17 protein-coding genes, 2 tRNA genes and 1 other RNA gene are annotated in these 18,502 nt (G+C 73.2%); 3 read left to right on the plus strand and 17 right to left on the minus strand.

Annotated elements, in window-relative coordinates:
* The 12 genes from MNZ27_RS09575 to MNZ27_RS09630 all read right to left on the minus strand — a co-directional run.
* Positions 1 to 184: hypothetical protein (locus MNZ27_RS09575; RefSeq protein ID WP_242393826.1), on the minus strand; the 184-nt coding region annotated here is incomplete at its 3' end.
* Between the two features lie 144 nt (positions 185 to 328).
* Positions 329 to 916, minus strand: a complete 588-nt coding sequence (locus tag MNZ27_RS09580) for a GTP-binding protein (RefSeq protein ID WP_242393827.1) — start codon at positions 914 to 916, stop codon at positions 329 to 331.
* 3 nt (positions 917 to 919) lie between these two features.
* Positions 920 to 1,399, minus strand: coding sequence for a roadblock/LC7 domain-containing protein (locus MNZ27_RS09585; protein WP_242393828.1), 480 nt, complete (start codon positions 1,397 to 1,399; stop codon positions 920 to 922).
* Positions 1,400 to 1,493: 94 nt separating this feature from the next.
* Positions 1,494 to 2,540, minus strand: coding sequence for a hypothetical protein (locus MNZ27_RS09590; RefSeq protein ID WP_242393829.1), 1,047 nt, complete (start codon positions 2,538 to 2,540; stop codon positions 1,494 to 1,496).
* A complete protein-coding gene (gene recR, locus MNZ27_RS09595) occupies positions 2,537 to 3,133 on the minus strand; it encodes a recombination mediator RecR (protein ID WP_242393830.1) in 597 nt (198 codons plus the stop codon). The genes MNZ27_RS09590 and recR overlap by 4 nt, the downstream gene beginning before the upstream one ends.
* Positions 3,134 to 3,138: 5 nt before the next feature.
* Positions 3,139 to 3,450, minus strand: coding sequence for a YbaB/EbfC family nucleoid-associated protein (locus MNZ27_RS09600; protein ID WP_242393831.1), 312 nt, complete (start codon positions 3,448 to 3,450; stop codon positions 3,139 to 3,141).
* 230 nt (positions 3,451 to 3,680) lie between these two features.
* Positions 3,681 to 5,510: a DNA polymerase III subunit gamma/tau gene (gene dnaX, locus MNZ27_RS09605; RefSeq protein ID WP_242393832.1), complete on the minus strand. Its 1,830-nt coding sequence runs from the start codon at positions 5,508 to 5,510 to the stop codon at positions 3,681 to 3,683.
* 61 nt (positions 5,511 to 5,571) lie between these two features.
* Positions 5,572 to 5,665: signal recognition particle sRNA small type (gene ffs, locus MNZ27_RS09610), an RNA gene on the minus strand.
* Between the two features lie 65 nt (positions 5,666 to 5,730).
* Positions 5,731 to 5,820 (minus strand) — tRNA-Ser (locus MNZ27_RS09615).
* Between the two features lie 127 nt (positions 5,821 to 5,947).
* Positions 5,948 to 6,038 (minus strand) — tRNA-Ser (locus tag MNZ27_RS09620).
* A 66-nt stretch (positions 6,039 to 6,104) separates the two neighbouring features.
* Positions 6,105 to 6,593: a tRNA adenosine(34) deaminase TadA gene (gene tadA / locus MNZ27_RS09625; protein WP_242393879.1), complete on the minus strand. Its 489-nt coding sequence runs from the start codon at positions 6,591 to 6,593 to the stop codon at positions 6,105 to 6,107.
* A 14-nt stretch (positions 6,594 to 6,607) separates the two neighbouring features.
* Positions 6,608 to 8,362 (minus strand): radical SAM protein, encoded by a 1,755-nt coding sequence (locus tag MNZ27_RS09630; protein WP_242393833.1) that lies wholly within the window; start codon positions 8,360 to 8,362, stop codon positions 6,608 to 6,610.
* Between the two features lie 115 nt (positions 8,363 to 8,477).
* On the opposite strand from MNZ27_RS09630, the gene MNZ27_RS09635 reads away from it, so the two are divergent.
* Genes MNZ27_RS09635 through truD form a run of 3 tightly spaced genes read left to right on the plus strand, consistent with a single transcriptional unit; the run spans position 8,478 to position 11,746 of the window.
* A complete protein-coding gene (locus tag MNZ27_RS09635) occupies positions 8,478 to 9,413 on the plus strand; it encodes a DsbA family protein (RefSeq protein ID WP_242393834.1) in 936 nt (311 codons plus the stop codon).
* A gap of 3 nt (positions 9,414 to 9,416) precedes the next feature.
* Complete coding sequence (locus tag MNZ27_RS09640) at positions 9,417 to 10,697, plus strand: DUF4388 domain-containing protein (protein WP_242393835.1); 1,281 nt, start codon at positions 9,417 to 9,419, stop codon at positions 10,695 to 10,697.
* On the plus strand, positions 10,694 to 11,746 hold the full coding sequence (gene truD, locus MNZ27_RS09645; protein WP_242393836.1) for a tRNA pseudouridine(13) synthase TruD: 1,053 nt from the start codon (positions 10,694 to 10,696) through the stop codon (positions 11,744 to 11,746). Before MNZ27_RS09640 ends, truD begins: the two co-directional genes overlap by 4 nt.
* A 1-nt stretch (position 11,747) precedes the next feature.
* Here the strand turns inward: truD and MNZ27_RS09650 are convergent, their stop codons facing one another.
* The 5 genes from MNZ27_RS09650 to MNZ27_RS09670 form a co-directional block, all read right to left on the minus strand.
* On the minus strand, positions 11,748 to 12,284 hold the full coding sequence (locus tag MNZ27_RS09650) for a flavin reductase family protein (RefSeq protein ID WP_242393837.1): 537 nt from the start codon (positions 12,282 to 12,284) through the stop codon (positions 11,748 to 11,750).
* A gap of 68 nt (positions 12,285 to 12,352) precedes the next feature.
* Positions 12,353 to 12,772: a hypothetical protein gene (locus tag MNZ27_RS09655; RefSeq protein WP_242393838.1), complete on the minus strand. Its 420-nt coding sequence runs from the start codon at positions 12,770 to 12,772 to the stop codon at positions 12,353 to 12,355.
* Between the two features lie 329 nt (positions 12,773 to 13,101).
* Positions 13,102 to 15,675, minus strand: coding sequence for a CapA family protein (locus MNZ27_RS09660; RefSeq protein ID WP_242393839.1), 2,574 nt, complete (start codon positions 15,673 to 15,675; stop codon positions 13,102 to 13,104).
* Positions 15,641 to 17,008, minus strand: a complete 1,368-nt coding sequence (locus MNZ27_RS09665) for an NADase-type glycan-binding domain-containing protein (protein ID WP_242393840.1) — start codon at positions 17,006 to 17,008, stop codon at positions 15,641 to 15,643. The genes MNZ27_RS09660 and MNZ27_RS09665 overlap by 35 nt, the downstream gene beginning before the upstream one ends.
* A 334-nt stretch (positions 17,009 to 17,342) precedes the next feature.
* Positions 17,343 to 18,059, minus strand: coding sequence for a hypothetical protein (locus MNZ27_RS09670; RefSeq protein ID WP_242393841.1), 717 nt, complete (start codon positions 18,057 to 18,059; stop codon positions 17,343 to 17,345).
* Positions 18,060 to 18,502: the final 443 nt, after the last annotated feature.

Raw genomic sequence — 18,502 nt, forward strand, 5'->3', positions numbered from 1 at the left:
CGGGCGGCGCGGGGGTGTCGGCGCCGGCAGGGGCGGGCGCGGCGACCGGCGGCGCGGGGGCGACCGCGGCGGCCGGCGCGGACGCCGCGGACGTCGCGTCCAGGGGAGCCGGATCGGGGGCTTGCGCGAGCGTGACTACAGGTAGAAGGACCGACGCCAGAGCGGCCAGCCTGAGGTAGCGCACCACGTTCACCCTCGCTTCCAGGGGAGCGGAATTTCCCCAGGCCTGAGCGGGTAAAAGGAAGCTCCTTATACCATGGGCAACGGACGGGTCCTGAAGCTCCGTTCCCTGTGACGCATTATCTCGGGGTGCGCGCCAGAGCGCGATCTACCCGCCCTTCCTGAGATCGTTCAGGACGAGCTTCGCGACGGCCTTCAGCGTGTCGAACACGCCGACGCCGGTCGGCGCGACGGCCTGGAACTCCGGGACGCCGCGCGGGTTGATGAGGCGGTGCAGCTCCTCGACCGTCGCGATGTTGGGGAGATCGCGCTTGTTGTACTGCACGACGTACGGGATCTTCGCGAGGTCGTAGCCCTGCTCGGAGAGGTTCACGCGCAGGTTCTCGACGGACTCGAGGTTCGCCTCCATGCGCTCGATCTGCGAGTCCGCGACGAACACCACCCCGTCCACGCCCTTGAGGATGAGCTTGCGCGAGGCGTCATAGAAGACCTGCCCCGGGACCGTATAGAGGTGGAAGCGGGTCTTGAACCCGCGGATCTCGCCGAGCGAGAGCGGGAGGAAGTCGAAGAAGAGGGTCCGCTCGGTCTCGGTCGCGAGGGAGATCATCTTGCCCTTCGCGTCCGGGTTGGTCTTCGCGTAGATGTACTGAAGGTTCGTCGTCTTCCCGCAGAGTCCGGGACCGTAGTAGACGATCTTGCAGTTGATCTCGCGCGAGCTGTAGTTGATGAAGCTCATCGCTCACTCGCTGAAGAGGTTGTCGATGTCGTCATCGGTGATCTCGGCGAAGGGGCTCGCGGCGCCCGGGGCCGCCTGCTTCCGCGCGAGCGACTCGAACACCTTCGCGAGCTCCTCTCCCGCCTTCTTCACCCTCAGGCGCACGAGCCCCAGCGAGCTCTTCGCGTCGAAGATGACGACCAGGACGACGCGGCCGCCCACGATGCTCATGTGGAGCGACTCCCTCTCGCCCTCGTGGAACTGGTTCGGGAACTCCTTCTCGCCGATGAGCTTGGCCAGCCCGCCCATCGCCGCGACGTTGCCGGCGGTGAGCGAGGCGAGCGAGGTCGTGTCGAGGTTCTGGGCCTGACCGCTGGAGGCGATGAGCTGCCCGTTCTTGTCGACGAGGAAGACGACCTTGGCGTTCGCGTCGCGCGTGAGCCGGTCGCAGATCCCGGCGATCAGCCGGAACTCCTCCTCGTACATCACCAAGCCGGAATTCATGAACTCGGGCTCTCCGCGATTCGAGTCATCGCCGAATACCAGGGAACCGCACGGCATTCAATCCCGGGTTCGCCCGGCGGATCAACCGGCGCGATCAAGGCGATGCGGGTGCGCCGTCGCCGCCCTCGCTCGTCGCGAGCGGCGGATAGGTGAACCCCGTGTACACCGATATCACACCGCGGTGCCTGGAGCCGGCGTTCCGGTGCGCGCCGACGACGACCACGAGCCGCGCGGTTGCCCAGGTCGCCGTGCAATCGCCGGCGATCCGGTCGGGGCCGCCGTCGGGGCAGGTGCGCGCCGGCGGGCGGCCGATCTCCGCCTCGAGGCGGCCTGCGAGCTCGCGCCATGACGCGAGCGCGTCGTCGTCGTCGGAGGGCGTCGGGTGCACCTCGGTCACTGCCGCGGCCCGGCTACCCCGGAACTGGATCACGCACGACAGCGCGTCCGCGGAGCCGCCGGGGCAGCCGAGGTACGTGCTGGAGCCCGCGTCGCGCTGGACCAGCGTCGCGCCCTGCCGCTCCAGGAGCTGCTCGACGTCCGCGCGCTGCCGCCCGAGCGGCACGCCCGCCGCCGTCGGCGGCGCCGCGGGCTCGTACTCGAGGTGCAGCACGGCCAGCGTGGCCCCGTCCTGGCGGGCGTGGCGCGAGACGGCGGCCGACCAGGGCGTCCGCTCCCACGCGGCGGCCGTGGCCGACGCGTCGCCCTGCGACGCCCCGACGCCGCGTGCCGGTGGCCCGAGCGCGTCGGCGACGGCGCGGACGAGCGCGCCCTCCTCCGCGGCGGGGACCTCGAGCTGCGCGGCGTAGAGCCCCTCCGGGCCGAAGAGGAGGCGGCACGGCGAAGGGGACGGCGCGCCCTCGCAGCGCTCGGCGACGACCACGTCCGGATCCTCGCCGGCCGCGTGGTGCGGGATCCCGCGCGCGTCGAGGGCGCGCTCGATCTCGGCGCGCGGCTGGCCGAACTCGAGCCCCAGCGCGACGCGGTCCCGCGGTGGCGCGAGCTTCCTCGTGACCCCGCGGCGCGGCCCGGTGACGCACGCCGCGGACAGGAGGAGCGCGGCCGCGGCGGCGATGGCCCAGGGCGCTCGACTCCGCGCGGCCCGCGATCGCGCGACGCGCTGTGGGGATCGGGGTGGGTTCATAGCTCTCGGCGGCCGGCGAGGGCGCGGGCCAGCGTCACCTGATCAGCGTATTCGAGATCTCCGCCCATGGGTACTCCCTGGGCGATCCGCGTGACCTTGAGGCCGAGGGGCTTGAGGAGCTTCGTCAGGTAGAGCGCGGTCGCCTCGCCCTCGACGTCGGGGTTCGTCGCGATGATGATCTCCTCCGCGGGCGCCTTCTCGAGGCGGACGAGCAGCTCGCGGATCTTGAGCTCCGACGGCCCGACGCCGTCGAGCGGCGAGAGCGCGCCGTGCAGCACGTGGTAGCGGCCGCGGAACTCGTGCGTCCGCTCCACCGCGAGCAGGTCCGGGACGCTCTCGACCACGCAGACGAGCCGCCCGTCGCGCTCGGGATCCGCGCAGATCGCGCACGGGTCGCGGTCGGTGAGGGTCTGGCAGGTGGAGCAGAGCCGGACGTCGCGCACCACCCCGGCGATGGCGCTCGCGAGGTCGCCGGCGTACCCGGGGCCGGCCTTGAGGATGTGGAACGCGAGCCGCTGGGCGGTCTTCTCGCCGATGCCCGGCAGGCGCGCGAGCTCCTTCACGAGCCGCGCGATGGGATCCGCGACGGCCACGGGCGCTAGCCGGTGATCCCGGGCAGCTTGATGCCGCCGGTCGCCTTCGCCATCGAGTCGTCGGCGGCGGCGCGCGCCTTCTCGACCGCGGCGTTGATCGCCGCCGTGACGAGGTCCTCGAGGAGCGCCTTGTCGTTCGGGTCCACCGCCTTCGGGTCGATGGTGAGCTTCGTCACCTCGCACCGACCGTTCATGGCGACCTTCACGAGCCCGCCGCCGCTCTCGCCGTCCACGGCGATCTCGGCGAGCTTCTCCTTCGCGTCCGCCATCGCCTTCTCGAGCTTGCGGGCCTGCCGCATGAGGTACTGGATGTCCATTTAGATCTCCTTGGATGCGAGGGCTGCGCCCCGGCTGAGCGGTGGGCGGCCGCCCGTGGATCCGTGCCCGTCACCGTCACCGGCTTCTCCGTGACCCGTGAACCGGGTCGCGTGGCCCGTGGCCCGATCCCGTGATCCGACGGAGACACGGGCCACGGGAGGCGGGACGCGGGAGGCGGGCACGGATACGGGAACGGTCACGGGCACGGTGACGGTCCGCGGTCGAGGCATCACGACTTCAGCTCCTCGATGTCGTCGATCTCGCCCTCGAGGATCCTGGCGGCCTCGGCGATGTTCGGGTGGTGCCGGGCCGCCTCCTTGACGCGCCGCGTGCGGGCGAGCCGCTCCGCCGCCTCGACGGAGGCGATCGAGGGCGCGGGCGCCTCGGGCGCGCCGTCCGCCGCGGGGAGCGCCGCGGCGGCGCCGCGCTTCACCACGAGCCGGGTCGGCCGCCCGAAGAACCGCGCGAAGACCGCCTCGATGTCGCCGCGCTTGCGCTCGGCCGTCGCGGCGTAGAGCCCCTCCGGCAGCTGGATCGCGATCTCGCCGTCGGTCATCGAGAGCAGCACCGCCTGCTTGAGCGCCGGTCCGGCGGCGGGGCTCGACCTCTCCACCTCGTCCACGGCCGCGCGCCAGCGGTCCCCCGCCGGCCCCCCCTCGGCATCCTGGTGGCTCGGCTCGGCCGCCGTGGCGGCCGGGGCGTGAGCGGCGCCGTTCGCGCCGGCGGTCCCGTTCGCGCTCGATCCCGCCGCGCCCCCCGGCGCCCCGCCGAGGCTCGAGAGCTCGCGCCACCCGCTCCCGCCCGGCACCGCCGGGGTGGCCGGGATGGCCGGGGTCGCCGGCGCCGCGACGGGCGGGACGGCGCGCGTGGCGCCGCCGCCGCCGCTGCCCCCGGACGACGACCGTCCGGGTCCGGCCGGCGGCGCCCCGCGGGCCAGGGCCTCGAGGCGACCGACGAGGTCCGCCACCTGCGCCCCCGGCGCGAGGAACACCGCCTCGAGCAGCGCCACCTCGAGGGCGTAGCGCGGCTGCTCGGAGAGCTTCACGTCCACGACGGCCCGCTGCGCGAGATCGAAGAGGCGCGTGAGCTGGGCCGGATCCGCCGCCCCCGCCTGCGCGCGGACCTCGGCGAGCTCGGCGTCGGGCAGGTCGAGGCGCGCGTCCGGCACGAGCCGGGCGACGACGACGTTCCGGAGGTGCCGGACCAGCTCCTCCGCGATCCGCTTCACCTCCAGCCCCTTCGAGTGGAGCGCCTCGATCTCCGCGAGGACGGCGCCGCCGTCGCGCCCGACGAGCGCCCCGGCGATCCGCGAGATGGCGGCGGCGTCCACCGCCCCGAGCGCCTCCGCGACCTGGTCGTCGCCGGGGGCGTCGCCGCACGCGGCGCGGACCTGGTCGAGGAGCGAGAGCGCGTCGCGCATGCCGCCCTCGGCCTGGCGCGCGACGAGGGCGAGCGCGGCCGGCGAGAGCGTCATCCCCTCCTCCCGCGCGACCTTGCCGAGCTGGTCGGCGATCTGCTGGAGGGTGAGGCGGCGGAAGTCGAAGCGCTGGCACCGCGAGAGGATCGTCTCGGGCACCTTGTGGACGTCGGTCGTCGCGAGCACGAACTTCACGTGCGCGGGGGGCTCCTCGAGCGTCTTCAGCAGGGCGTTGAAGGCGCCCTGCGAGAGCATGTGGACCTCGTCCACCACGAAGATCTTGAAGCGGTCGCGGGCGGGCCGGTACTTCACCGCCTCGATGATGTCGCGGACGTTGTCCACGCCGTTGTTCGAGGCGGCGTCGATCTCGACCACGTCCACGGAGCGCCCCTCGGCGATCTCGACGCACGGCGTGCAGACGCCGCAGGGCTCGGCGGTCGGCCCCTTCTCGCAGTTGAGGGCCTTCGCGACCAGCCGCGCGGTGGTGGTCTTCCCGACGCCGCGGGGCCCGGTGAAGAGGAAGGCGTGCGCGAGCTGGCCCGTCCGGAGCGCGTTCGAGAGCGTCCGGACCACGTGCTCCTGGCCGGACATCTCGGCGAAGCGCTGAGGCCGGTACTTGCGGGCGAGGACGAGGTAGGCCATGGCGGCGAGGGCGACCCGGCGCGAGCGCGGGCGGCTGCTCAGGTAGCAAGAAAACGAGCCGGCCCACAATCCCCGGGCGCACGGAGGACCATCTACCGTTGCTCCCTTCCGGGCCTGGCGGGGTTCGAAGGCCCCCACGTCGCCCGAGGATTCTAGGCCGGCTCTTCCGGCATTCCGCCGGTGCGCTCCCACCTGTTTAACGGTGGAGGGGGCGCAGTGCTGGCGGAGAGGGTGGGATTTGAACCCACGGTACCGTTCCCGGTACACACGATTTCCAGTCGTGCACCTTCAGCCGCTCGGTCACCTCTCCATCTAAGTGGGGGAGTGCTCGGTTCCCCCGATTCGCTGCGCGCGGGGGAACCTGCGCTCCCCCACACCCCCTGCTCGCTCCGGCCACGTGACGCGTGACCTTGCTCGCCGTCGGGGTCCTTCGTAAGTGGCGGAGAGCGAGGGATTCGAACCCCCGGTACCGTTGCCGGTACACCTGATTTCGAGTCAGGCGCCTTCGACCAGCTCGGCCAGCTCTCCGCGGGCGGGTTTAACCGATCTCCCCCCCGCGTGCCAAGTGGGAAGGACAGGGGCCGGCCGTCATCATCAAGTGTCCGCCCCGTTCCCGGTCGCATCGCCGTTCCCGGCCCCGTTGCCGTTCCCGGCCCCGCGCCGGGCGCGGAAGAAGGCGCGGAGCAGCTCGCCGGCCTCGTCGGCCTTGAGCCCCCGCTCGACCGTGAACCGGTGGTTGAGGCGGGGGTCGGCGGAGAGATCCTGGAGGGAGCCGACGCACCCGGCCTTGGGATCCGACGCGCCGTAGACCAGCCGGTCGAGGCGGGCGAGCACCATCGCCCCGGCGCACATGGCGCACGGCTCGAGCGTCACGACCAGCGTCACGCCGGAGAGCCGCCAACGCCCGAGCGTCCGGGCGGCCTCCTGGATCGCGAGCAGCTCCGCGTGCGCCGTCGGGTCGCGCGCCGCCTCCCGGGCGTTCGCGCCACGGCCGACGATCCGCCCCTCGTACAGCGCCACCGCGCCGACCGGGACCTCGCCCGCGGCGGCGGCGCTGCGCGCGAGCGCGAGCGCCTCGTCCATCGCCTCCTCGACCGTCACGGCCCGAGTCGTACCACGGCGGGCCGGAGCTCCGGGTGGTCGGCGCAGGCGAGCCCGCAGGCCCGGCAGGCGTCCACCGCGCACTTCGGCGTGATCCTCGCGTCCACCCCGCGCCGCCACTCCCGGGCGAGGAACCGCTTCGTGAGCCCCTGATCGAGGAAGTCCCAGGGGAGCACCTCGTCCACGCCGGCCTCGCGCAGCACGAAGAAGTCCGGGTCGGCGTCCCAGCGGCGGAGCGCCTTGCGGAGATCGCCGCCGGCCTCGCGGTGGGCCAGCTCGAGCAGATCGGCGCACCGCCGATCGCCGCGCGAGAGGAGCGCCTGGAGGTACGCCTCGCGCGGGCTGAAGAAGTCCACGTCGATGCCCAGCGGCCGCAGCTCCCGCTCGAGCACCCGCCGCTTCGCCTCGAGGCAGCCGCGCTCCGCCATGGGGACCCACTGGAACGGCGTCCACGCCTTGGGGACGAACGGGTTCACCGAGAGCACGATGCGCCCCATCCGCCCGCGCCTCCGGGCCCAGGGGAGCATCACCTCCTCGCGGATCCGCACGGCGATGCGGGCCATGCCGAGCACGTCGTCCTCGGTCTCGGTGGGCAGGCCGCACATGAAGTACAGCTTCACGTGGTGCATCCCCGCCGAGAGCGCGTGCTCCGCCGCCTGCACGATCTGGTCGTCGGTGAAGTCCTTGTTGATGACCCGGCGCATCCGCTCGGTGCCGGCCTCGGGGGCGATGGTGATCGAGCGCTCTCCGCCCGCCGCCATCCGCGCCGAGAGGGTCTCCGTGATCGCGTCCACCCGGAGCGAGGACGGGCTGAACGTGCCGCCCGCCTCGCCGATGAAGCAGGTGAGCGGGTCGAGCCCGGTGTAGTCGCTGGTGTCCGGCCCGACCAGGCCGATCCGCTGCCCGCGGGCGAGCCCCTCCTTCACCTGGGCGCGCAGCACCTCGAGGTCCACCTCGCGGTACGGCCGCTGGACGAACCCCGCCGCGCAGAACCGGCACCCCCACAGGCAGCCGCGCGCGACCTCGGTGAGGAAGAGGTCGCCGAACTGCGCGTCGGGCGAGTCCACCACCCGCGAGGTCGGGACCTGCCGGAGGTCCTCGAGGTAGCGGCGGCGGACGCGGGCGGGCGCGCCGTCCCGGGGCTCGAACCGGGTCACCCACGCGCCGCGCGGATCGCGCGTGTCGGAGTACGCGACGTCGTACAGCCCCGGGACGTAGCCGCCCGGGAGCGCGGCGAGGGCGCGGAGGAGCGCGGGGCGGGGCGTCCCGGCGGCCGCCGCCTCGTGCAGGAGCGCGAGGAGCGGCGGGACCAGCACCTCGCCCTCCCCGACCAGGAACGCGTCGAAGAACGGGGCGACCGGCTCGGGGTTGATCTGCACGGCGATGCCGCCGCCGACGACGAGCGGGTGCCGCCCGTCCCGGTCCGCGGCCCGGAGCGGGAGGCCGGCGCGGTCGAGGAGCTCCAGGACGTGGAGCGCGTCCTCCTCGAACGAGAGCGAGAACGCGATGACATCGAACCCGCCGAGCGGCTGGCCGGACTCGACCGACCGCGGCGCGCCCTCGTCGTCGGGCAGGAAGACCCGCTCGCAGGCGGTGTGCGGGTCGGCGTTGAGGAGGCGGTAGACGGCGTGCAGGCCGAGGTTCGCCATCCCGAGCCGGTAGGAGTTCGGGTACACGAGCGCGACGCGCAGCTTCCCGCCGGGATCCTTGCGGACCGCGCCCCGCTCCCTCGCTGTCTCGACGTGCTCCACGCCCGGCACCCTTGTAAGGAGACCACGCAGCGCCCGCCACCATCAAAAGGCGAGGCCGCCCGGGCTCTCGTACTAGAATCCGCCGCGTCCGCCCACCCTCCCCGGATCGCGCGCCATGAAGATCGCCTCCTCCACCCTCCTCGCCGCCCTCGCCGCCGGCGGGCTCCTCGCCTGCCGGTCGGCGTCCTCGGCCGCGGCGCCCGGCGCGCCGCCCGCCGCCCCGGCGTCCGAGGCGCCGCTGCCGGCCGGCGCGTCGCCCGAGGAGGTCGTCCCGGGCGTCTCGCTCGAGGGGCTCACCCCGGCGCAGAAGACGGTGGTCGCCGAGTACGCCCGGACCGAGTTCTGCCACTGCGGCTGCCCGCACACGATCTCGCAGTGCCTGCGGACCCACCACGCGTGCAAGCACGCCGCGCGTCAGGCCCGGCTCGGGGCGCAGGTGGCCGCGGCGGGCGTCGGGCTCGCCGAGCTGAAGAAGGTGCTCGGCGACTACTACGCCTCCTTCGACACCCGCGCCCGGCTCGACACGACCGGCTTCGGCCCGCCCCTCGGGAACGCCGACGCCCGGATCACGATCGTCGAGCTCTCGGACTTCACCTGCCCCTTCTGCCGGCAGCTCCGCCCCGCCCTCGAGGCGTTCGTCCGGGAGCGGGCCGACCGCGTGAAGCTCTTCTACAAGCCGTTCCCGATCGAGAGCCACCCGGGCGCGCTCGAGGCGGCCCAGGCCGGCGAGTGGGCGCGCGACGCGGGCGTCTTCTGGCCGATGCACGACGCGCTCTTCATGACGACGGACCACGGCCTCGACGGCCTCGCCGAGGCGGCGCGCCAGGCGGGCGGCGACGAGGCGGACCTCCGCGACGCCCTCGCCACGCAGAAGTACCTCGCGAAGGTGCGCGGCTCGCAGGCGGAGGCGCGCGCGGCCGGGCTGCGCGGCACGCCCACGCTCTACTTCGAGGGGCGGCACCACCTGCTCGACTTCTCGCCGGAGGCCCTCGAGCGGTCGCTCGAGGACGAGGAGGAGTGGCAGCAGCACCACGGCTGGGAGCGCGACTAGCCTTTGACACTCGTCCTCGACATCGACGCGCACGGCCGGCTCGTGCCGCAGTCGGACGCGGTCCGGCGCGCGCTCGCCGATCGCGCCGGGCGGTTCGCGCTCCTGCCCTCCGCGCCCGATCTCGTCGTCGCCCGCCGCACGCCGGCCGCGGGGGGCGCGGCACCGCGGCCGCGCTGCCTCCTCGCCGGCGACCTCGCCGGCTTCCCCATCGCCGACTTCATCGGCTTCGTGCACCAGTCGCGCCTCTCCGGCACGCTCACCGTCGCCTCGGCGGGCGTGGAGCGTTCGATCGCCTTCAAGGACGGCGAGGTCCGCGCCGCTCGCTCCAGCGCGCTGGGCGAGCGGGTCGGCGAGGCCGCGGTGCGGCTCGGCTTCGCGACCGAGGCCCAGGTCGCCGGGTGCCTGCCGGCGTCGCGGCCGGTGGGGCGGCTCCTCGTCGAGCGGGGGGTCCTCTCGGAGAGCGATCTCTGGAAGTGCATCCAGGAGCAGGTGACCGCGGTGTTCCACGCGATCCTCCTCTCGACCGAGGGCACCTTCCACCTCATGGACGAGGACCCGGCCGACCGCGCGGGCGCGCCGCTCCCGGTCTCGACCCAGGCGCTCCTCCTCGAGGGGATCCGCCGCATCGACGAGCTGAGCCTGTTCCGGGCGCGGATCCCGTCGCCGCAGGCGTGCCTGCGCCGCGTCGAGGCGCGGCGGCCCGCGCCCCTGAAGCCGCCCGAGCAGACGCTGCTCGCGCTCGTGGACGGGCGCCGCACGGTCGCCGAGATCGCGACGGCCGCGCACCTCGGCACGTTCGACGCGACGAAGGTCCTCTACCACCTGGCCGAGGCCGGGCACGTGGCCGCGATCGCGTCGCCCGCCGCGGACCCGCGCGCGCGGCTCGCCACCATCGCGGCCGAGCTGAACGGCCTCCTGCGGCTCGTCACGGCGGCGATCCCGGTCCCGGACCGGCCCGCCTTCCTCGCCGCCGTCCGCGCCCTCCTCGCCGACGGCCGGCAGGACCTCGCGCCGGTCTGGATCCGCGTGACGAAGGCGGCCGACGGCGCCCTCGACGAGGGGGCCCTCCTCGCCAACGTGACCACCCTGCCGGACGCGACCCTCGCCCGCCTCGAGCCGTCCGGCGATCCGGCGCGGCTCCTGTTCGAGGCGCTCCGTGAGCTGCTCTTCTTCGAGCTGTTCCTGGCCGGCGAGCGGCTCGGCCGCCAGGACGACGAGGCGCTCGGCCTCGCGGTGAAGGAGCGGCTCCTCGCTGTCGAGCAGCTCGTGGAGGCCCACCCATGACGACCCCGCTCCCCCTCGTCACCGCCGACCTGCCCGGCTCCGGCGGCGCGCTCCGCGCCTCCCCGGAGGACTTCCGGGTGGACGAGGTCCCCGCCTACCTGCCCTCCGGCGCCGGGCCGCACCTCTACCTGCGCGTCGAGAAGCGCGGCCGCACCACCCGCGACGTGGTCCGCGCGCTCGCCGCCGCGCTCGGCGTGCCGGAGCGCGACGCGGGCTACGCCGGGCTCAAGGACAAGGACGCCGTCACGACCCAGTGGCTCTCCTTCCCGAGCGCCCGCGATCCCGACCCGGCCGCGCTCGCCGGCCCGGGGCTCGCCGTGCTCGAGGTCTCGCGCCACGCCAACAAGCTCCGCCCCGGCCACGTCCGCGCCAACCGGTTCGCGCTCGCGGTGCGCGGGGGCGCGATCGATCCGGCCCGCGCCTGCGCCGCCGCCCTCGCCGCCCGCGGCCTGCCGAACTTCTTCGGTCCGCAGCGGTTCGGCGCGGAAGGGCGCAACGCGGCGGTGGGCCGGGCGCTGCTCCGCGGCGAGCGCACCGCGGAGACCGGCCGCGCGGTCCGCGATCGGTTCCTCCGCCGGCTCTCGATCTCCGCCTACCAGTCGGAGCTCTTCAACCGCTGGCTCGCGGCGCGGCTCGCCGACGGGCTGTTCGCCACCGCCCTCCAGGGCGACGTCCTGAAGAAGCTCGACACCGGCGGGCTCTTCACCTGCGAGGACCCGGCCGCCGACACGGCGCGGGTGGCGCGCTTCGAGATCTCGCCGGCCGGGCCGATGTTCGGGCACAAGCTCCGCCCCGCGGCGGGCGAGGCGCTCGCCCGCGAGGAGCGGCTCCTCGCCGAGGAGGGGATCGCGCTCGCGGACTTCGCGCGCGGCGGCGGCGAGGCCGAGGGGACCCGCCGCGCGGCGCGGCTCCACGTCGAGGTCGCCGTCGAGCCGCTCGAGGGCGGCGACGGCTACCTCGCCCGGTTCGAGCTGCCCAAGGGCTCGTACGCGACGGTGGTGATGCGCGAGCTGATGAAGTCCGAGAGCGCGCTGCCGGAGGAGGAGTAGGTCACTTCTTGCGGGACGGGAGCTTCAGGATCCGGCCGTCCACCGCGAAGACGCCCTTCCCCTGGTGGTGGATGATCCGCGGGTGCTTCCTCGAGCGGTCGATCCAGGCCTGGACCACCTCGAGCACGAAGAAGTTGTAGTCGTCCGCCAGCCGCCGGTCCGCGATCCGGCACTCCAGATTCGCGTAGCACTCGGCCACCAGCGGCGCGCCCACCTTCGAGGCGGGCGCGGCGGTCAGGCCGAACCGCTCGAACTTGTCCACCCGGCGCCCGGAGACGTTCCCGCACCCGACCACCTGGCGCGCCAGCTCCACCGTCGGCACGTTGAGAACGCACTCGCCGCTCGCGACGAGCAGGTCGAAGGTGTGATTCCGCCCGCTGATCACGCACCCGACGAGCGGCGGCTCGAACTCCATCATGGTGTGCCAGGACATCGCCATCACGTCCGGCCGGCGCGGGCCGGCGGTGCTGACCAGCACCACCGGGCCCGGCTCGAGGAGGCGGTAGACCTGCGAGAGCGGGAGACGGGTCTTGTTCATGGCGACCTCGACGGGGGCTCCGGGTTCACCAGCCTACGACCGAGCAGCGACCCTTGGTCCGTGAACGATCACCGGACGCGCGGGTGCACCCTGGTCCCGGGATATACCGCTTCCTCGCACGCACCGTCGCACGCGAGCCGTTGAGTCGATGCGTCATCGAACCAGACGGTAGCGATCAGGACCGCCGAGATCTCGAACCGGACCTTCGTTTCGTCCCAGCGTGCCTCCCCTCGAACGACGCACGGGGCCCAAAGGTAGTTCGGATCCTGCCCGAACTGCTGCTCGGTGATCGGCCGCGCCTTCGAGAGCAGGATACGGACCTGGCTCCGAGTCAGGGAGAAGTCGCGGCAATACTTCACGTCGCGATCGTTCTCGCAGCCCTTGCACACGCCACGCGCGAGCGCGCCGATGGTCGCGTTCTCCGGGAACCGCCAGGCCGGCATCGGCCCCTCCGCGGCGACCCCGCCCGGCGCGGCCAGCAGAATCACGCCGACGACTGCGATGCATGCGGCGGCGCGACGATCGCATCGTTTCCATCTCATGGCGCCACCCGCTTGCGTTGAACGTCGCGAGGCACACAATGCCGTCGCCGAGGGGGGGCACACGACGACCGCGCAGCACAGGCGATTCGAAGCTCCGTTCGCCCTGAGCGTAGGCGCGCGCTGCGCGCCGGAGTCGAAGGGCGAGCAGCGCAGGGAGTAGTCTGCCCCGCGCAGGCAGGCAGCGTGCGCCGCAGCAGCTCAAGGCGTGTGGGTGTCGCCATCGGTATTGTCACGCGCACCTCCCGCTGACGCCCCGCTCGCACGACTTTCGGACTTCATGGGGATGCCTCGCCTCCCGCGGTCGCGTCGCCGCGTTCCAGCCGCGACTCGACGATCCGCCCGCCGCGGTTCACCCCGAGCCAGGCGATGCCGGCGATCCGCGCCGCGGGCGACCACGGGCCATCGAACCACAGGTTTCCGACCGAATAGTAGACCGGCACGCCGGCGATCATCTCGTGCCCCTGCACCACGTGCGGCCCGCTCCCCACCACTGCGTCGACGCCGCGGTCCACGAGCCAGCGCGCCCGGCGGCGCTGCTCCTCCGTGACGGTGGGCGACCCTTCGACGCCCCAGTGCGGCAAGACGATCACGGTCCGGGCTCTCGCCCTCGCGGCGGCGATGGCATCGGCGAGCTCGCGCTCGTGTCCCGGCAGCGCGGCGACCCCCGTTCGTCCGGGCCCGGCCTGGAACGCGTCGGCGTCCGTGAGCGAGACCGCGAGAAAGGCGACGTCCACCCCGCCGACCCGCCCGTACCAGGCGGACACGGCAGGCGGTACGTCCGCCCCCGCGCCGAAGTGCCCGAGGCCCTCCGCGTCGAGCGCCGCCACCGTCCCCCGGAGGCCCTCGGGCCCGAAGTCGCCCGCGTGATTGTTGGCGAGCGAGACGGCGCGCACGCCGAGGTCGCGCACGTCCTTCAGGCGCGCGGAGGTGATCCGGAACACGTAGCGCTTCGCGACCGGACGCCCCGCGTCTCCCGCGGTCGTCTCCAGATTGGCCACCGCGAGGTCCGCGCTCCGCAGCCGCTCGCGCAGCCCCGCGGGCGACGGCCCCTCGGCACCGGGCATCAGGTCGCCCCCGACGGCGATCCACCCGTCCACCTCGCGGGATGGGCCGAGGTACACGTCGAACGTGCTCCGGTCGCGTCCCCGGAGGAGCGCGCCGAGCGAGATCACGTCGGGCGCGTCCCCGAGGTGGTGGACCACGAGGTCCTCCTCTCCGAGCACACCGAAAGGCGCGCGGTCCTCCCAGAGCGCGGCCACGTGCGACCCGAGGTGCACCACGAGCCCCCGATCGTCGGCGTCACCGGGGATCGCGATGTGGTCCGACGCGCGCACCCCCTCGGCGACGCGCGTGAGGTGCCGCCTGAGCTGCGCGGGGTTGCTCCACGGCATCCGGAGGCCGCTCCGGCGCCACGCGGCCACCAGGAAGTTGGCGCAGTCGTTCCCCACCCCGGTGTCGGGCCCGCCCAGCCCACCGCTCCGGAGGAAGCCGGCCCCGAACACGTACGGCAGCCCGAACTGCTCGGAGAGCCCGGCGCGGAACCCCGACCCGATGCCCCGGCGGAGCTCGATGCGGGCGGTGTGCGCAAGGCCGTCGTCGGTCTCGATGTCGGCGGAGACCCGCAGCACGCCGGATCGGTCCGGGCGCGGGAGCGCGGCCATCCAGATCTCCGCGCCGAGGATCGGCGAGGTCGTCCGGGCGAGCACCGTCGCCTCGTACTCGACGACCGGCGGCGCCGCCCCGGCGAAGACCTTCCCCTTCGGCAGGTCGGGGAGGACGCTGTACGCCCAGACACGCGGGGTCCACCTGAGCCAGGTGACCCCGCGCACCCTGCCCGGCGGCCCGCCCTCCACGCGGAGCTCGGGGCGCGCGCCGGCGGGCGGCCGGAAGACGTGATCCGAGTCCGCCTCGACGCCGGACACCGTCACGCTCCACGCGCCGGACTCGGCGCGCCACCTGTCGAGCAGCTCGCGCCAGCGCGCGGGATCGAGCCGCACGTCGAGTCGATCCGCGCTCGCGAGCAGCAGGCTCCGCAGCTCGGCGGAGGCGGCGCCGGGATCGAAGCGCGGCGGCTCGCGACCCTCGCGGTAGAACAGCTTCGCACGCTCGGATCGGTCCGGTCCTTCGATGCCCCAGGGCTCGAACCGAATCCCGGCGTGGGCCAGGGAGAGCCCGGCGCGAAGCGCCAGGAGGACGAGGCGCGACGCCTCGTCGTCGTCCGCGAGCCACGGGCGGGAGATGGCGAAGGTGATCGCGGCCAGGCGCGGCAGCCGCACCACCCGGCTCCAGACGTCGGCGAAGCGCGACGCCTGTTCGGCGACGGAGAGGCCCGTGAAGGCGTCGAGGTCGATGCTCACCGCGACCGGCAGGTCGGGCGGGAGCCGGGTCGCCAGGTCGTCGAGGCGAACCCGGGTGAACATCGGCGGAAGGAGCGGCGCCCCCGGTGCGTCGGAACCGTCGCCCGCGCAGGCGGGCGCGGGGCACACCCAGAGCACCTGCGAGATCGGGCGCGGCACGAGCGGGTGGATCCAGTCGAACGACTGCACCGCCCCCTCGCGACGCCAGCCCTGGATCCGTGCCTCGCGCTCCTCCGGCGATGCCACGCGCCGGAGCCCCTGGCGAAGCGCCTCGAGCCCTCGCGGCGTGGACGAGTCGGGGTGCGCGTCCACGAGCACCAGCGCGTGCGGCCGGTCGAGGTCGAGCCTGGCGGCGAGGAGCTCGAGCGCCCCGGCGTGGTCGTCCTCGAAATAGATCGGCAACGGCCCGTGGGCTCCCCGCGCCTCGACCGGCCCGGCGCAGAGCAGGGCCGCGAGGCTAGCGAGCGCCGTGGTGCGCGGGCTCGTGCGCAAGCCTGTCATAGAGCACCACGCGAGAGATGCAGGTGTCCGGGTAGCGGGCGCCCGGGCGGGCCTCGAGGATCGTGATCTTCACGCTCGAGACGGCCTTCGCGTACCCGACGACCGGGACGAGCTGCGGCGTCGGGGAGTCGCCGAGCGTCGCGACGAACCGGTGCTCCCCGTTGAGCAGGATCTCGATCCGCGAGGGGCGCCCGTTCGCCTTGAACAGCCCCGGGACCGACGCGAAGCCCGGGGTGATCTCCAGCGCGAGCAGCGGAGCCGGGCGCGTGGGCCGGAGCTCCACCCACTCGCCGAGGCCGTCGCCCGGAGCACCCTCCGCCCAGGGCACCTCCGAGGCCTCCTCGGCGAGGTGCTCGGCCCCGAAGCCGTGCTTCCTGTTCGGCGCGAGCGTCGAGCTCGCCCTCGCCTCGAACCGCTGGTGCCCCTCTCCCCACGTGCCTCGCCGCCTGAGATAGCCCCTGATCCCTCGCGCCCGCGCCTCGGGATCGTAGACGTATTGGCTGTCGTACCCCTGTACCGCGTGGATGGTGAGGTCGTCCGCCAGGGTCGGCTCGAGGTCCTGGAAGGTCCACCTCCAGCGATCGCCGTCGCGCCGGAACCGCTCGCGAGGTGACTCGATCTCCACCTCGTCGGCGGCGATGCCGTCGGCCCGGATGGTCACGGTGCCCTTCGCGATGGAGCCGTGCCACACGGCGCCCGTCGAGAGGCGGTACCTGAACGAGAGCGCGCTCGCGCTCACGTCGTCGCTCACGAACGTGCCCTGGCCGTGGTAGCGCGCCGTGTAGCGGATCTCGAGCGCGACCGGCGCGCCCACCGGGAACGTCACCTCCGACACCATCCAGCCCGCCACGCCCTTCAGGGCGTCGGAGCCGGGGAACGAGGGGATCTTCCCTCCGGCGAACGGCTCGATCTCGAACCGGGCCGCGACCGGTTTGCCCTCCAGGGTGACGGCGTACCCTTCGAGCTGCTGGATGGCCGCCCTCAGGGCCTCGCCACGCTGCGCCGGATCGGTGATCTCGTCGCCCCCGTCGCCGCCCCACTCGTCGCCGACGACGGCCTCGACCGGGAACCCGAAGCGAACCCGCACCGGCGCGTTCGCCGCGTTCTGCATCGCGTACCGCACGACCACCGTGGCGGCGTCGCGACGGAGCGTGACGTCGAGCTTCTCGTCCACGATCCGGACGTGCTCCGTCCCGGACGCCTGGAATGGCGACACGGCGCCGGTGAAGGTGACGCCGAAGGCGTACCCGCCGCCGTTGGCGAGCGCGGCGTCCCCGGCGAGGCACGCGCCGAGGGTGAACAGGAGGAGGTGGGCTCGGCACATCGCGCGGCTCCGGGTCTCGAGCGGTTACCCGGAGTCTAGCTCATGGCCGAGCCCTGGGCGCGCTCACGCGGCCCGACGCGGGCCGTAGCGCGGGACGGCTTCGCGCTCTCGCCGCGTCCGACGACGCGGACGCGCGACCGTCCGACACCACGCGAGCCAACACTCGCATCCGCTCATCTGCGGCCACATCAGGCGTGACGCCAGGTGCAGGACCGCCTCCTCGCGTACACGCGAGCGCTTCGGACGACGTCACTACCGTTGCATCGCGTCGTCCCTCCTGGCGTACGCCTGACGCGGCGAGGGACGAACGTCATCGGCGCCGAGAGAACCGCCGTCACCACCACTCGAGCAGCGTCAGTGCCCCGCCGGGCCGCTTACGTGTCACGATGAACCCGCGGGCGGCGACCGCCGTCCCCTCGACGGGCCCGGCACTGCTCTGCCCCATGACGTCTTCCACGCCGTCACCGTTGAAGTCTCCGACGGCGAGCAGGTCGATTGCGAACTGTTCCCCTGGGGTCCGAATGATGCAGCGGTCCTCACCGAAGCATCGGATTTCCAATCGATCACGGAGCTCACGGAAATACCCGGTGTCGGACGACGGCCGCTTCGTCACGTCGAGGTGCGCGAGCGCAGGCAGTAGCGCCTCCACATCCAACGAGACGTAGCTCACGCGTGAGGGACGAGCACGAGGCATCCTCGAAAGCGCCCCGCACGTTACTCGCCAGGCCCGCTCCGTGCCGATCGGCTCGGTCCTGGTGCTCCACACGCGTTCCTTCGAGATCGCCAGCAGACTGGCGCAGTCACGCACGGTGACGTCCTGGAGCACCCCCGCCGTGTCGACGATCAGCTCCAGCGGACTATCCCACGGACCGTTCAGCACCGCAGCGAAATCCCCCGGCGCGGACGGGTGGCCGCTCGAAAGTCCCTCGAGGAGGTGAGCGTCCCAGCGTACGGGCATGCGCGCCTCCACCTTGCCATCGCGCGCCTCCGCTGCGGTCGCGCAAGCCGTCAGGACTGCCACGACTACCACGCGAAGCGATCGAGTCGACATTTTCCCGGAGCCTATTCGATATCCACGGATGGATGGTTCAGTTTGTCGCCCACCACAGCTCATCCGCCGAAAAACCAGCCGGATCGACCACTGGTGAGGTTGCACGCTGCGCAAGCGCATCGAGAGCCGCGCGATCGGCAAGCAGGCACCGGTCAGCCATTTCCGGAACGACCACGACAGCAGCGGTATCAGGCAGCGCCGTTCTCGCAGCAGGTTCCACTTTTCGTACAACGACCGCGACGGGCGCTCTTGTCCAGAGCAGAGCCACCACTGCTCGGCCCTGCAATATCCGACCCCACCCTTCTCCGGCTCCAGAGTCCCAGTCCACGACGCCACCAACCGCAACGGCAAGCCGCGCCAACACCTGCTCGAAGGCCACCTTCGTCCACGCCACTCGACTTGCCCGAGCAAAGACGTCTCGAATGTCGTGCATCGGTTCCCAT

The organism is Anaeromyxobacter oryzisoli, assembly GCF_022690765.1.
In the GTDB taxonomy this organism is placed as follows: Bacteria; Myxococcota; Myxococcia; order Myxococcales; family Anaeromyxobacteraceae; genus Anaeromyxobacter; species Anaeromyxobacter oryzisoli.

Bases quoted from the DNA above. Each gene is read 5' to 3' on its own strand.
- MNZ27_RS09580 (WP_242393827.1), bottom strand. From the start codon at position 916: ATGAGCTTCATCAACTACAGCTCGCGCGAGATCAACTGCAAGATCGTC.
- MNZ27_RS09585 (WP_242393828.1), bottom strand. From the start codon at position 1,399: ATGAATTCCGGCTTGGTGATGTACGAGGAGGAGTTCCGGCTGATCGCC.
- MNZ27_RS09590 (WP_242393829.1), bottom strand. From the start codon at position 2,540: ATGAACCCACCCCGATCCCCACAGCGCGTCGCGCGATCGCGGGCCGCG.
- MNZ27_RS09600 (WP_242393831.1), bottom strand. From the start codon at position 3,450: ATGGACATCCAGTACCTCATGCGGCAGGCCCGCAAGCTCGAGAAGGCG.
- dnaX (WP_242393832.1), bottom strand. From the start codon at position 5,510: ATGGCCTACCTCGTCCTCGCCCGCAAGTACCGGCCTCAGCGCTTCGCC.
- tadA (WP_242393879.1), bottom strand. From the start codon at position 6,593: ATGGACGAGGCGCTCGCGCTCGCGCGCAGCGCCGCCGCCGCGGGCGAG.
- MNZ27_RS09635 (WP_242393834.1), top strand. From the start codon at position 8,478: ATGAAGATCGCCTCCTCCACCCTCCTCGCCGCCCTCGCCGCCGGCGGG.
- truD (WP_242393836.1), top strand. From the start codon at position 10,694: ATGACGACCCCGCTCCCCCTCGTCACCGCCGACCTGCCCGGCTCCGGC.
- MNZ27_RS09650 (WP_242393837.1), bottom strand. From the start codon at position 12,284: ATGAACAAGACCCGTCTCCCGCTCTCGCAGGTCTACCGCCTCCTCGAG.
- MNZ27_RS09665 (WP_242393840.1), bottom strand. From the start codon at position 17,008: ATGTGCCGAGCCCACCTCCTCCTGTTCACCCTCGGCGCGTGCCTCGCC.
- MNZ27_RS09670 (WP_242393841.1), bottom strand. From the start codon at position 18,059: ATGTCGACTCGATCGCTTCGCGTGGTAGTCGTGGCAGTCCTGACGGCT.